This window comes from Variovorax sp. KK3 (assembly GCF_001984055.1).
Classification (GTDB): Bacteria; Pseudomonadota; Gammaproteobacteria; order Burkholderiales; family Burkholderiaceae_C; genus Variovorax.
In genome coordinates, this window is sequence record NZ_LYVO01000013.1 from 34,131 (window position 1) to 46,869 (window position 12,739).

General features: G+C 67.7%; 13 protein-coding genes. 5 read left to right on the forward strand and 8 right to left on the reverse strand.

Features of this window, described 5'->3' with window-relative positions; translation table 11 throughout:
* The first annotated feature begins 15 nt into the window (after positions 1 to 15).
* Complete coding sequence (locus tag B0W80_RS08685; RefSeq protein ID WP_076998725.1) at positions 16 to 681, forward strand: glutathione S-transferase family protein; 666 nt, start codon at positions 16 to 18, stop codon at positions 679 to 681.
* A gap of 13 nt (positions 682 to 694) precedes the next feature.
* Here B0W80_RS08685 and B0W80_RS08690 read toward each other — a convergent pair whose 3' ends face one another.
* Positions 695 to 1,447: a sulfite exporter TauE/SafE family protein gene (locus B0W80_RS08690; protein ID WP_076998726.1), complete on the reverse strand. Its 753-nt coding sequence runs from the start codon at positions 1,445 to 1,447 to the stop codon at positions 695 to 697.
* Between the two features lie 10 nt (positions 1,448 to 1,457).
* Entirely contained in the window at positions 1,458 to 2,696 is a 1,239-nt protein-coding gene (locus B0W80_RS08695) for an MFS transporter (protein WP_076998727.1), read from the reverse strand.
* Between the two features lie 148 nt (positions 2,697 to 2,844).
* On the opposite strand from B0W80_RS08695, the gene B0W80_RS08700 reads away from it, so the two are divergent.
* From B0W80_RS08700 to B0W80_RS08715, 4 genes are all read left to right on the forward strand, one after another.
* Complete coding sequence (locus B0W80_RS08700) at positions 2,845 to 3,657, forward strand: helix-turn-helix domain-containing protein (protein WP_256856519.1); 813 nt, start codon at positions 2,845 to 2,847, stop codon at positions 3,655 to 3,657.
* 67 nt (positions 3,658 to 3,724) lie between these two features.
* Positions 3,725 to 3,976 (forward strand): type II toxin-antitoxin system Phd/YefM family antitoxin, encoded by a 252-nt coding sequence (locus tag B0W80_RS08705; protein WP_076998729.1) that lies wholly within the window; start codon positions 3,725 to 3,727, stop codon positions 3,974 to 3,976.
* Entirely contained in the window at positions 3,969 to 4,502 is a 534-nt protein-coding gene (locus B0W80_RS08710; RefSeq protein ID WP_076998730.1) for a putative toxin-antitoxin system toxin component, PIN family, read from the forward strand. Before B0W80_RS08705 ends, B0W80_RS08710 begins: the two co-directional genes overlap by 8 nt.
* 65 nt (positions 4,503 to 4,567) lie before the next feature.
* Positions 4,568 to 6,292 (forward strand): SulP family inorganic anion transporter, encoded by a 1,725-nt coding sequence (locus tag B0W80_RS08715; protein ID WP_076998731.1) that lies wholly within the window; start codon positions 4,568 to 4,570, stop codon positions 6,290 to 6,292.
* Here the strand turns inward: B0W80_RS08715 and arfB are convergent.
* From arfB to B0W80_RS08745, 6 genes are all read right to left on the reverse strand, one after another.
* The gene (arfB, locus tag B0W80_RS08720) at positions 6,261 to 6,668 is read right to left on the reverse strand and encodes an alternative ribosome rescue aminoacyl-tRNA hydrolase ArfB (RefSeq protein WP_256856520.1); all 408 of its coding nucleotides are present in this window, start codon (positions 6,666 to 6,668) and stop codon (positions 6,261 to 6,263) included. The two genes, B0W80_RS08715 and arfB, sit on opposite strands and share 32 nt — an antisense overlap.
* A gap of 84 nt (positions 6,669 to 6,752) precedes the next feature.
* Positions 6,753 to 7,085 carry a hypothetical protein gene (locus B0W80_RS08725; protein ID WP_373038439.1) on the reverse strand — a complete coding sequence of 111 codons (333 nt, stop codon included), beginning with the start codon at positions 7,083 to 7,085 and terminating at the stop codon, positions 6,753 to 6,755.
* A gap of 9 nt (positions 7,086 to 7,094) precedes the next feature.
* Positions 7,095 to 9,716, reverse strand: coding sequence for an ATP-dependent chaperone ClpB (gene clpB / locus B0W80_RS08730; RefSeq protein WP_076998734.1), 2,622 nt, complete (start codon positions 9,714 to 9,716; stop codon positions 7,095 to 7,097).
* Between the two features lie 66 nt (positions 9,717 to 9,782).
* On the reverse strand, positions 9,783 to 10,688 hold the full coding sequence (locus B0W80_RS08735; protein ID WP_076998735.1) for an alpha/beta hydrolase: 906 nt from the start codon (positions 10,686 to 10,688) through the stop codon (positions 9,783 to 9,785).
* Positions 10,689 to 10,704: 16 nt separating this feature from the next.
* A complete protein-coding gene (locus B0W80_RS08740; protein ID WP_076998736.1) occupies positions 10,705 to 11,691 on the reverse strand; it encodes a tripartite tricarboxylate transporter substrate binding protein in 987 nt (328 codons plus the stop codon).
* 10 nt (positions 11,692 to 11,701) lie between these two features.
* The gene (locus tag B0W80_RS08745) at positions 11,702 to 12,616 is read right to left on the reverse strand and encodes a hypothetical protein (RefSeq protein WP_076998737.1); all 915 of its coding nucleotides are present in this window, start codon (positions 12,614 to 12,616) and stop codon (positions 11,702 to 11,704) included.
* Positions 12,617 to 12,739: the final 123 nt, after the last annotated feature.

Consider the following 12,739-nt stretch of genomic DNA (forward strand, 5'->3'; position numbering starts at 1 on the left):
CGATAGGCTGCGCGCATGAACACTGCTGCCTACCGCCTCTACGGCGCGCCAGGCTCGGGCGCCACGCCCGTCCACGCGGCGCTGGCCTTGATCGGCGAGCCGGTAGAGGTCATCGACGTGTCGCCCTGGGAAAGCGAGGCCGAACGCGACAAGCTGCTGCCGGTGAATCCGATGCGGCAAGTGCCGGTGCTCGTGATGCCGTCCGGCGAAGTGATGACGGAGAGCGCCGCCATCCTGACATGGCTGGGCGACCGGTATCCGGAGTCAGGCTTGGCGCCCGGCCCGGACGACCCGCGCCGAGCGCAGTACCTTCGGTGGATGAGCTTCATCCCCGCTTCGATCTACTCGATGCTCTGGGTGCGCGACCTGCCCTCGCGTTTGGCCGAAGGCGCCGAAGCCGAGGCGGTGATCATCGAACGCACGGCCGATCGCATCGCGGAATGCTGGCGGATCATGGATGCGCAGATTCCCGGCGGCACGCCTTACCTGCTGGGCGACCGCCTTGGCATCCTCGACCTCTACGTGACGGTGGTCTCGCGCTGGACGCCCGGCCGCATGCGCTTCTATCGCGAGGCGCCGCGGATGGCCGAGGTGGTTCGTCGTGTCGACGCGGAACCGCGGCTGTCGAAGTTCTGGGCCGAGCGCTTTGCTTTCGACGCAGGCTGGGAGCGCGAAGACTGAGCGCCGCCCGGCTTCAGCGCGCCAGCAGCACCGGCAGCGAGGACGACAGCAAGGCCACGCCCGACAGCGTCAGCAGCCCCAGCACGATCTGCCGGAAGCGCGCCTCGCTGATGCCGATGTAGAGCCTCGCGCCGAGCAGCACGGGCACCAGCACCGCGACCGCGACGATGCCCAGGTAGGGAAGCATCCGAAGCTCCACCAGCCCCGCGCTCAGGTACAAGGCAAAGGCCACGACCTGCATGGACAGGTTGAAGTTCTGTACCACCGAGCGCTGCACGTCCTTCTCCATGCCGCGCAGCGTGCACCACAGCGTGGGAATGGCACCGGTGAAACCGCCCAACCCGCCACAGATGCCGCCGATCATGCCGGCGATGCCATCGGCGGTGCGTCCACCCGCCTTCACGTGTGGGAGCCGGCGTGCCATCAGCATGGCCGGGCACCAGATCACGAGAAGGGTGCCGAGGCAGGCTTTGAAAAGCGCCACGTCCAGGCTCGGCAGCAGCCACACGCCGATCGGCACGCCGACCAGGCCGCCAAGCACGAATGGCAGCAACAGTGCGCGATCGAAGCCGCGGCGCACCGTCACGGCGGCGATGACCTGTCCGGTCAGCGCGCCGAAGAGGGCCAGCACCGCAGCCAGCTTGGGCTCGACCGTCCAGGCCCAGAAGGACATAGCGACCAGGCCGAAGGCGAAGCCCGAGAGGCCCTGCACGAAGCCGGCCACGATCGCGCCGAGCGCGACGACCAGGTAGAGCGACGAATCCAAGGCGCCGGGCTCAAGCCGACGCCGGCACCAGGGCTTCGCGCCGCACGCGGCGCACGTTGAATGCGCTGGCGATCAGCACGGCCTGCAGCAAGGCCAGGCCGACGATCACGCTCACGTACTGCTGGTGATCCATGAGCCGGCCGAAGATCAGCGGCGCCACGGCTTGGCCGATGTCGAGCCCGGCATAGACCACGCCGTACACGCGCCCCGATGCATTGGCCGGGGTCGAGCGCTTGACCAGCAGGTCGCGCGACGGCCCGGCAAGGCCGGTTGCCACGCCCATCGCCCCGAACATGACGGGCACGAAAACCGGCGGGAAATTCGCGAACGCGAGGATCAGCGCCAGCACGGCCGCCGCGCCGAACGAGGCGCCAACGATGCGTTCGCACTTGGTGGGGTCGGACGCCAGGAAGCCCCCCACCACCATGCCGCAGGCGCTTGCCACCATGTAGACCGTCAGGCAGATCGCGACCAGCGCCACCGGCACGGCATGCAGGTGGCCGGCTGCCACGGGCGCGAAGGTCTGAACAACGCTCAGCGCACCTGCATAGAAGAAGAAGAACGAGAAGCACATCCACACGGCAGGAATCTTCAGGAAGGCGAACTGCCCGCCTGCCGCGTCCGCGCCCGTGGCCTTGTGCACGGCCTTGACGTCCAGCGCGAACACCGAGCGGTTGAGCCACAGCACCAGCAGCACCACCAGGGCGAGCGCACCGGCCGAGGCCAGGGCCACGCGCCAGGAGAAAGCGATGGCCAGCGGCACCACGAAGGCCGGCGCCAGCGCCCATCCCAGGCTGCCCGTGATGCCATGGACGCTGTACGCATGGCCCAGTCGCGTCGGGGCGACCTTGCGGTTGAAGAGCGTGTAGTCGACCGGATGGAACACGCCGTTGCCGATGCCTGCCACCACCGCGCTCGCCAGCAGCATCCAGTAGCTCTGCGCCAGCGCATAGCCGACGGCCGCGACCGACAGCAGCCCGAGGCCCACGAACAGCACCGGACGCGGGCCGAGCTTGTCGACCAGGAAACCCGAGGCCGCCTGCACCACGCAGGAGACGACGAAGAAGACGGTCAGCACCGCGCCGAGTTCGGTGTAGCTGACGTTGAACGCGTCTTTGAGCCAGGGGAAAAGCGGCGCCAGGACCAGTTGGCTGAAGTGGCTGATGGCGTGCGCCAGACCGACCAGGCCGATCAACTTGGCGTCCGACCCGAAGGAATTGGGGGCGGCGGAAGCGTTGGAAGAAGACATGAATTGCTACAAGAACCAGGGCAGACCCTGATCGTAGACGCGACAGCGACGGCAGAATGCCGATATCGAGACAACATTTGTCGAAATCATGCCGTCTCCTGTTTTCTCGGCGCCTACGCCTGAGCCCGCGTGGCATTCGGTGCCTCCCATGCCGGAATTCACCAAGGTCGTCGGCCCGCTCACGCCGCATCTCTATACGCCGGACGCACTGCGGCCGCTGCGGGCCAAGGAGCATTTCCTGAAGGCAGATACCTTCGTCGAACTGCATACGCATCCGTGGCCCCAGCTGACCTTCTCGACGCGCGGGGTGATCCGGCTGAGCACCGAAGACGGCAGCTACATCGTGCCGCCTTCGCGGGCGCTTTGGGTACCGGCGGACATGGCGCACAGCATCACGCTCATCGAGGACGCGGAGCTGCGCACCGTGTACCTGCACAGCTGGCTCGGGCCGCCATGGGAGAAGTGCGAGGTGCTGGAGATCAGCCCGCTGCTGCGCGCCCTGATGCTGGCCCTGGACACCACGCCCGACGGCTTGCCCCTGGCCGACCCGCATGCCGCCCAGCGCGAACGCTGGATCGCGCCGCTGCTGGTCGACGAGCTGGAGCGCGCGACGCAGATCCGCATCGACGTGCCGCTGCCCGCCGACAAGCGCCTGCGCCAGCTCTGCGAAACCCTGCTGCGCAACCCGGCCGGCCGCGCGACCCTGGCCGAGCGCGCCGAATCCATCGGCGCCAGCGAGCGGACCGTGGCGCGCCTGTTCCGCGACCAGCTCGGCATGAGCTGGCAGCAATGGCGCCAACAGGCCGTGCTGGCCCATGCACTGCCGCTGCTGGCGCGCGGCATGGCGGTGAGCCAGGTGGCATCGGCCAGCGGCTATGCGACCGACAGCGCGTTCTGCGCGATGTTCAAGGCGGCGACGGGGCAGTCGCCGACGGCTTTTCAGCACAAGAAGAAAGGTTGAACACGGTCGGGGGCAGCGACGCACGATTTGTACAATTCGTACAAATTGCACATTTTCAGGAGTCGTCGTGATCACCTATTCGGCCACCGAAGCCAAGCAAAATTTCGCAGCCATGCTCGATGCGGCGGCGCGGGAGCCCGTGATCATTCGCCGGCACGATCGGGACGTGGCGATGGTGATCTCGCCCGAGCAATACCGAAAGCTCCACCGTCTCAACGTGGACGAACTCATGCGCGTGGCGGACGCCATCGGCGCCGAGGCCGAAAAGAACGGAATGACAGACGAAATCCTGGCCGACATACTCGCCAGCGATGACTGAGCGGCCGCCCGTTCTTCGCTGGGTCATCGACACGAACGTTCTGGTGAGCTGGGTGCTGCGCCCGCACGGAGTTGCGGCGCGTGCCGTGCGGCGCGCTGCGGACCTCGGCCGGCTGCTCTTCTCGACGGCTACGCACGAGGAAATGCGGTCCGTGATGCAGCGCGCCAAGTTCGACGCCTACGTGCCGCTGAAACAACGGCTCGCACTCCTCTTGCCGCTCGACGATCTCGTCGACTGGGTCGTTCCGACACGTTCCATTAATGCATGCCGCGACCCCAAGGACAACAAGTTCCTGGATGTTGCTGTGCATGGGGGCGCCGACGCGTTGATTACCGGCGACGCGGACTTGTTGGTGCTGCATCCCTTCATGAACGTGCGCATCCTCTCGCCGGAAGCCTTCCTCGCGAGCGAGGACTGGTTCGGACCGCGAGACGCAAAGCCCGAGCTGCCTCGCCTCCTGCAGGAGCCTGGCGGCGCCCACTACGCCGTTCGCAAGAGACATCGAGGCGCGACGACCAAGGCTTGACTGGCGTCCAACAACGCTTTCGTATCATCGGCCGGTGACCCAGAACCCTCCACAGCGGTAACGGCATGGCCGTGACCCGCGACCAGCTCGTGCGCTGGCTCCCCTTCCTCGGCTGGCCCCGTCCAAGCCGTGCCCTTCTTACTGGCGAGGCGCTCGCAGGCATCACGGTGGCGCTGATGGTGATTCCGCAGGGCGTTGCCTATGCGGCGCTGGCGGGCATGCCGCTGGTCACCGGCATCTACGCATCGCTGCTGCCCGCGCTGATCGGGGTGCTGTTCAGCGCGTCGACACGGTTGTCGGTCGGGCCGACCGCGCTGTCCAGCCTCCTGGTCGCGGCGTCGCTCGGGCCGCTGGCGATACCGGGCAGCGCCGAGTGGGTGGCGCTGGCGGTATGGCTGTGCTTCATGTCGGGAGCGATCCAGCTGCTGCTCGGGCTCGGGGGCTTCGGCTGGGTGCTGCGGCTGGTCAATTCGCCGGTGCTGATGGGCTTCACGCAGGCGGCCTCGGTGCTGATCATCTTGTCGCAGGTGCCGGCGCTGTTCGGCTTCACCGGCCGCACCTACACGCAGTTGCTGCACGGCACGCCGCCCGACTTCCTGGCGATCGCCTTCGGACTCGGCAGCATCGCGGCACTGTGGGTGGCCAAGGAGCGTTGGCCGCGCTTCCCGGCGGCCATGGTGGTGGTGGGCGCCTGCGCGGCCATCAGCGCGGCCATCGGCTATGCGCTGAAGGGTGGCGCGGTCGTGGGCACCCTGCCCTCCGGTCTGCCAGCCTTCTACTTGCCCGGCACGCAGTCGCTGGGCACCTTCGGCGCCCTGCTGCTGCCGGCACTGATGATCACGCTGGTGAGCTTTCTGGAAACGGCCTCCAGCGCCAAGGTGGACAACGCCCGAGCCGGCAAGCTGTGGAACGAGAACCAGGACTTGATCGGCCAGGGCTTGGCCAAGATCGCCTCGGGCTTCTCGGGTGCCTTCCCGACCAGCTCGTCCTTCTCGCGCTCGGCGATCAATCTTTACGCGGGCGCGCAGACCGGCTGGGCCACCGTGTTCTGCGTGCTGCTGATCGGCGCCGCGTTGCTGTGGGCCATGCCCCTGCTCTACCACGTACCGCAGGCCGTGCTGGCGGCGATCGTGGTCATCGCGATGCTCGGCCTGGTGCGGCCGGGGCAGTTCGTCGCACTGTGGCGCATATCGCGGGTGGAAGCCGTTACCGCACTGGTCACCTTCGTACTCACCATCGCCACTTCGCCTTCGATCTATTGGGGCGTGCTGGCGGGCCTGCTGATGAGCCTGAGCCACTACATGTACCGGCATCTGCACCCGCGCATCATCGAAGTGGGCCTGCATCCCGACGGCAGCCTGCGCGACCGGCATCTCTGGAACCTGCCGCCGCTCGCGCCGCAACTGCACGCCATGCGCATGGATGCCGAGCTGGACTTCGCCACCGCCAGCACGCTGGAGCGCGCCATCACCGTGGCGCTGGCGATGCGGCCCGGTCTCACCGACGTGTGCCTGTTCGCGCAGCCGATCAACCGCATCGACGTGACCGGCGCCGAAGTCTTCGGCGCCATCCGCCGGATGCTGGAATCGAAGGGCGTGCGCCTTCACATCAGCGGGATCAAGCTGCCGGCGCAGCAGGTGCTGGAACGCGCCGGGCTGCTGGCGCCCGGGCCCTTGCTGTTCATCTACCGCACCGATGCGGATGCGCTCCACGCGCTGGGTGACCTGGCCGCCGCGCAGCCCGATGCCGCAGCCGAGCTCAGTCCTGCACCGGCCTGCGCGAACTCTTGACCTCCGCGCGCTGGCTCTTGGCCTCACGCCGGCGCATCCTGGATCCCAAGGTCGGCCGCGTCGCCTTACGCGCACGCGGCGGCTGGGCAACGCGGTCGACCAGTTCCTGCAGCCTGGCCAGCGCGTCGGTGCGGTTCATGTCCTGGGTGCGGTGCCGCTGTGCCTTGAGCACCAGCACGCCCTGTTGCGTGATGCGGCGGTCGCCCGTGGCGAGCAGGCGCTCTTTGACATCCTCCGGCAGCGAACTCGCCGGGATGTCGTAGCGCAGGTGCACTGCGGTCGACACCTTGTTGACGTTCTGCCCGCCCGCGCCCTGTGCGCGCACGGCACTGAGCTCGACTTCAAGGGGATCGACGAGGACGGGCGGGTACGACAAGGGCATCCATCATTTTGATTGCGGACGGCTCGAACGACCCGACACGGGCGCACCGCGACGGCGCACCCTTCGAAAAGCGCCGCGCTACTCGCCCCGCGGCGCCGGCCTGGCCTCGACGTCGGTCACGCCGGGGCTGCGATCACGCAGGCGCACCGGGCTGTCGGCCGCCTCGCCCCGCGCCTTGGCGGCGGCCATGTCGGCAGCCGTCGGCTCGACCGGCCGCGCCGCGGCGCGGAAGCGGTCGAAGCCATGGCGCGGATCGAAGCGCATGACCCAGGGCCGCACCGGCTGGCCTGTCAGGCGGGCCCAGCCGTAGCGCAGACCCCAGACCATGGCCAGCAGCAGCACCGCCACGGCCAGGCTGGCCGCGAAGACCAGGCCGATCAGGAACAGGACGACGCGCAGGAGGAAGTTCATCATTCCGGCTTAGGCCGCCGCTTCGGCCCGAGGTTCCCCGGCCTTGCTGAAGCTGAACTGGCCCGGCGATTGAATCGGATCGGTGCCGACCAGGATTCGGTCTTTCGGCACCAGCGTTCCGTCCAATAGCAGCTTGGACAGCGGGTTCTCGATGCGCTGCTGGATGGCACGCTTGAGCGGCCGCGCGCCGAACACCGGATCGAAGCCGACCTTGGCGATCTCCGACAGCGCCGCCGGCGACACGTCGAGCACGTAGTCCATCTTGGCCAAGCGTTCCTGCAGCACCCGCAGCTGGATCGCGGCGATCGCCTCGATGTTCTTGGCGTCGAGCCCGTGGAAGACCACCGTCTCGTCGATGCGGTTGAGAAACTCGGGGCGGAAGTAGTTCTTCAGCTCGTCCCACACCGCGTCCTTGATCTCCTCGGCCGGCTTGCCCACCATCGACTGGATGATCGGCGAACCGATGTTGCTGGTCATGACGATGACCGTGTTCTTGAAGTTCACGGTACGGCCCTGGCCATCGGTGAGGCGGCCATCGTCGAGCACTTGCAGCAGCACGTTGAAAACGTCCGGATGCGCCTTCTCGATCTCGTCGAGCAGCAGCACGCTGTAGGGCTTGCGGCGCACGGCCTCCGTCAAGTAGCCGCCCTCTTCATAGCCCACGTAGCCGGGCGGCGCGCCGATCAGGCGCGCGACCGAATGCTTTTCCATGAACTCGCTCATGTCGACGCGGATCAGGTGATCCTCGCTGTCGAACAGGAAGCCCGCGAGCGCCTTGCACAGCTCGGTCTTGCCCACGCCCGTCGGGCCGAGGAACAGGAAGGAGCCGGTCGGGCGGTTCGGGTCCGCCAGGCCGGAGCGCGAACGGCGGATCGCATTGGCGACGGCGCTGATGGCCTCGTCCTGGCCGACCACGCGTTCGTGCAGCTTGTCTTCCATCTGCAGCAACTTGTCGCGCTCGCCTTGCATCAGCTTCGACACGGGGATGCCGGTGGCGCGCGCCACGACCTCGGCGATTTCCTCCGCGCCGACCTGGGTGCGCAGCAGCGTAGGCGCGCTCGACTTGCCCTTGTTCGCCTCGGTGTCCTGCGCTTCCTTCAGGCGCTTCTCGAGGCCCGGCAGCTTGCCGTACTGCAGCTCGGCCACCTTGTTGAAGTCGCCCTTGCTGGTGAACTCGGCGATCTGGAACTTGATCTTGTCGATCTCTTCGCGAATCTGCGCGCTGCCCTGGGCCTGCGCCTTCTCGGCCTGCCAGATCTCGTCGAGGTCGGCCAGCTCCTTCTGCACGCGGCCGATGTCGTCCTCGATCAAGCCGAGGCGCTTCTGCGATGCTTCGTCCTTCTCCCGGCGCACGGCCTCGCGCTCGATCTGCAGCTGGATCAGCCGGCGGTCGAGACGGTCCATGACCTCGGGCTTGGAGTCCATCTCGATCTTGATGCGGGCCGCTGCCTCGTCGATCAGGTCGATGGCCTTGTCGGGCAGGAAGCGATCGGTGATGTAGCGGTCGGACAGCTCGGCCGCAGCCACGATGGCCGGGTCGGTGATGTCCACGCCATGGTGCACCTCGTACTTTTCCTGCAGGCCGCGCAGGATGGCGATGGTGGCTTCGACGCTCGGTTCGCCGACCAGGATCTTCTGGAAGCGGCGCTCCAACGCGGCGTCCTTCTCGATGTACTTGCGGTACTCATCGAGCGTGGTGGCGCCCACGCAATGCAGCTCGCCGCGGGCCAGAGCGGGCTTGAGCATGTTGCCGGCATCCATGGCGCCTTCGGCCTTGCCGGCGCCCACCATCGTGTGCAGTTCGTCGATGAAGACGATGGTCTGGCCCTCGTCCTTGGCCAGCTCGTTGAGCACGCTCTTCAGGCGCTCCTCGAACTCACCGCGGTACTTGGCCCCGGCCAGCAACGCGGCCATGTCGAGCGACAGCACGCGCTTGCCCTTGAGCGACTCGGGTACTTCGCCGGCGATGATGCGCTGCGCGAGGCCTTCGACGATGGCGGTCTTGCCCACGCCGGGCTCGCCGATGAGCACCGGGTTGTTCTTGGTGCGGCGCTGCAGTACCTGGATGGCGCGGCGGATTTCCTCGTCGCGGCCGATCACCGGGTCGAGCTTGCCCAGCCGTGCGCGCTCGGTCAGGTCGAGCGTGTACTTCTTGAGTGATTCGCGCTGGCCTTCGGCCTCGGCGCTGTTGACGCCCTGGCCGCCGCGCACGGCGTCGATCGCCGCTTCGACCGACTTGCGGGTCACGCCCTGGCTGCGCGCCAGGTTGCCGATCTCGGCCTTGCTGTCGGCCACGGCCAGCAGGAAGAGTTCGCCGGCGATGAACTGGTCGTTGCGCTTGATGGATTCCTTCTCGGTCGCCTGCAGCAGCTTGCCCAGCTCGGGACCGACCTGCACCTGGTCGTGGCCCTGCACCTGGGGCAGCTTCTTGATCGCCGCCTCGGCAGCCTGCAGCAGGCCCGGCACGTTGGCGCCGGCGCGCTCGAGCAAGGCGCGCGGCCCATCGTCCTGGCGCAGCATGGCGACCAGCAGGTGGACCGGTTCGATGTAGGGGTTGTCGTTGCCCAGCGCGAGCGACTGTGCGTCGGCCAGGGCTTCCTGGAATTTGGTGGTGAGTTTGTCTTGGCGCATGAATGACTCCGAATCCCCGGCAAGTAGGGACGCGCGGACGGGAATTCAAGCGAAAAGAGGCAAACCCTACACCGATTCGGGCACCGCGCCAAAGAAGTCGATCATCTCGCGCCCGAGCGCGTCTTCGCCGCTGTTGAAGTGGGCCACGATCGACATGTGGTTGTGGCCGCGCATCTGGACGACCCGCGGCGCGCGCCCGGACACCGCGGCCAAGCGGTGGGCGAAGGCGAGCGAATAGACGTCCAGCAGCGGGTTCTCGAACTCGGCCATGGCGATGAAGACGGGGAGCGCGTGCGAGCGGTCCGCCAGGCGCATCGGCGAGCGCTGCGCATAGCGGCTCGCGTCATCGCCGAAATAGGCTCGAACGCCGGGCGCATTGGGGTTCGCGGATGACTGGTCCGCCTCCAGCCGCGCCGACACCAGCGCGATGGCGCTGGCGCGGCATGGCCCGGACCGCAGCGCCGGGTCGAAGGCATAGCCCGCGACGTGCGTGCCGCCGGCGGAGTGGCCTGCCAGGAACACCCGCCTCGGGTCGCCCCCGTGCTCGGCCACCCGGGCATGCAGCCATTCCATCGCCTGATCGACGTCCAGCGCACCGCCGGGGTACGGCGCCTCGGGGGCGAGCCGGTACTCGATGTTGGCGCCGACGAAGCCCTGGTGCGCGAACCAATACAACACGTTGTCGTAGATGTCGGTGCTCGTCCGCTTGTCGCCGCGCACGAAGGCGCCGCCATGGACGAAAGCCATGACCGGTGCGCGACGCGCATCGAGAGGCCTGAACAGATCGAGCCGATGCCTCGCATGCGGGCCATAGGCGATGTCGCGCGTGACCGTCACGCCGCCCTTGGGCGCAGCCGCCAGCAAGGGTGCATAGGCCTCCTTCACCTGCTGGCTGTTGCCGCGCAGGTCAGTGGCCCATCGCGGGCCGAGGTCGGCCATCAGGGCGCGCAGCGTCGCAGGGCCTTCGATCATCGACGGTGTCCTCCGCTCACTGCGCGAGGCCCGCGTTCTTGAGCACGGTCGCCCATTTGCCTGCCTCGTCGCGCGAGAACTTCGCGAAGGCGTCTGCGCTGCCCCGATCGGGCTCCGCGCCGAGTTCCTGCAAGCGCTTCTGCATGTCGGGCGCCTGGACCACGGCCGAGATCTCGGCGTTGAGCCGGTCCAGCACCGGCCTGGGCAGCCCGGCCGGCGCAAACACGCCGAACCACGCGCTGACCTCGTAGCCGGGCAAGCCACTTTCGATCGCAGTGGGCACGTCGGGCAACAGCGAGCTGCGGGTTCGCCCGGTCAGGGCCAGCGCCTTGAGCTTGCCCGACTGAACGTATGGCAAGGCGGTGGCCTGCAGGTCGAACATCAGCGGCAAGTGGCCGGCCACCACGTCGTTGAGCGCCGGTGCACTGCCCTTGTAAGGCACGTGCAGCAGCCGGATGCCGGCCGCCGTGGCCAGCAACTCGCCGGCCAGGTGGTTCGAGGTGCCCGGCCCGGCCGATGCGTAGCCGAGTTCGCCGGGCTTCGCCTTGGCTTGCGCGATGACGTCGGCGACGCTCTTCCCGGCAAAGGACGGATGGGCCACCAGCACGAACGGAATCGAGGCCACCGGTGCGACGGCAGTGAAGTCCTTCACCGGGTCGTAGCCCACCTTGTTCATCGCCGGGTTGATGGCCTGAGAGCTGACGGTGCCCATCAGCAGCGTGTAGCCGTCGGCCGCTGCGCCGGCCACGTGCTTGGCGCCGATCGCGGTACCGGCACCGGCGCGGTTGTCGATGACCACCGGCTGCCCCAGCCGATCGGCCAGCTTCTGCCCGACGGTGCGCGCCAGGATGTCGGCCGAGCCGCCGGCCGGGTACGGCACCACCATCGTGATCGGCCGGTTCGGGTAAGTGCCCTGCGCGCCGGCCGGCGGCGGCAGCGCGATGGCGCCGGCGAGTGCCAAGGCACTGCCGCCGAGAATCCTCATCCATGGACGGGCTGTCATGACAGACTCCTCAGTGCGTCGCCACCGCGGCCCGATCGACCTCTGGCACTTCCGGTATCTCGACGCCATAGGGCGCCACGTCGCTGCGGATCTGCTCCAGGGCACGCCGGATGATCTCGATCTCTTGATCGGGATGGGTGGCACCCAGCCCATGCTCGGCCGCCAGGGCCCGGTTGCGCCCGGCCCGCGCACGCTCGTCGAGGGGCAGGTTGACCACCGCGTACACGCCGTTGAGCAGGCTGCCGCGCAGCTTCTTGGCCACCTTTTCGCCCAGCATTCGCCGGTCGTCGGCCGACAGCTCGGAGAAAAAGCGCCGCATGATGATGCGGCCGAACTGGATATGGCGCGCCTCGTCGCGCAGGATGAGCTGGCAGGCCGTGCGGATCGACTTGTAGCGCGCGTTTTCGTAGCGCGCCTGCAGCAGTTCGCCGGAAAGCTGCTCGAACAGCGTGTTGACCGCCAACCCGGCGAAGAAGGACATGGCCTTCTCGTCGCGCTCGTCGTGGAAGCGCGGGATCACGGCCTTGAAGTAGTCGGCGCGCGGCTCGGCCTGGTAGCCGGCCAGGCCGCGCGCCACCATGAACGAGGCCTCGTGATGGCGCAGTTCCTCGGCGATGAAGTTGACGATGTGCTGCTTGATCTCGAAGGGCTGGTGCGCGAACACCGCTTCGCGCAGCCGCTCGGTGCCGTACGGAATGGCGCCGTGCTCCATCCAGGCACGCAAGCTCCACCATTCGGCGCCGGCTTCGCGCACATCGGCCGGCAGATCGGCATCGCGGATGTCCGAGAAGTCGATGCCGACCGGATTCCACGCCAGTTCGCGGGCCTGTTCGCACAGGCGCCAGACCTCGGGGTATTCGATCTCGGACTTGATGGGATAGGGGTTGGGAACGGGCGTGAGTTCTTCCAGGAGAGAGGGCTGCATCGTGGGACTTTCGTGGGTTTTGCAGGAAGTCGGTTCGCGTTGGGAGGCAACGTGAAGCACATGCTGCGCCTGGGTACGTGTTCCGTCCAATACCGTTTTCAGGGGCTGGTGATAGGCGATCAC

Coding starts and splice junctions, on each gene's coding strand:
- B0W80_RS08685 (WP_076998725.1), top strand. CDS start 16: ATGAACACTGCTGCCTACCGCCTCTACGGCGCGCCAGGCTCGGGCGCC.
- B0W80_RS08695 (WP_076998727.1), bottom strand. CDS start 2,696: ATGTCTTCTTCCAACGCTTCCGCCGCCCCCAATTCCTTCGGGTCGGAC.
- B0W80_RS08700 (WP_256856519.1), top strand. CDS start 2,845: ATGCCGGAATTCACCAAGGTCGTCGGCCCGCTCACGCCGCATCTCTAT.
- B0W80_RS08710 (WP_076998730.1), top strand. CDS start 3,969: ATGACTGAGCGGCCGCCCGTTCTTCGCTGGGTCATCGACACGAACGTT.
- B0W80_RS08715 (WP_076998731.1), top strand. CDS start 4,568: ATGGCCGTGACCCGCGACCAGCTCGTGCGCTGGCTCCCCTTCCTCGGC.
- B0W80_RS08725 (WP_373038439.1), bottom strand. CDS start 7,085: ATGAACTTCCTCCTGCGCGTCGTCCTGTTCCTGATCGGCCTGGTCTTC.
- clpB (WP_076998734.1), bottom strand. CDS start 9,716: ATGCGCCAAGACAAACTCACCACCAAATTCCAGGAAGCCCTGGCCGAC.
- B0W80_RS08735 (WP_076998735.1), bottom strand. CDS start 10,688: ATGATCGAAGGCCCTGCGACGCTGCGCGCCCTGATGGCCGACCTCGGC.
- B0W80_RS08740 (WP_076998736.1), bottom strand. CDS start 11,691: ATGACAGCCCGTCCATGGATGAGGATTCTCGGCGGCAGTGCCTTGGCA.
- B0W80_RS08745 (WP_076998737.1), bottom strand. CDS start 12,616: ATGCAGCCCTCTCTCCTGGAAGAACTCACGCCCGTTCCCAACCCCTAT.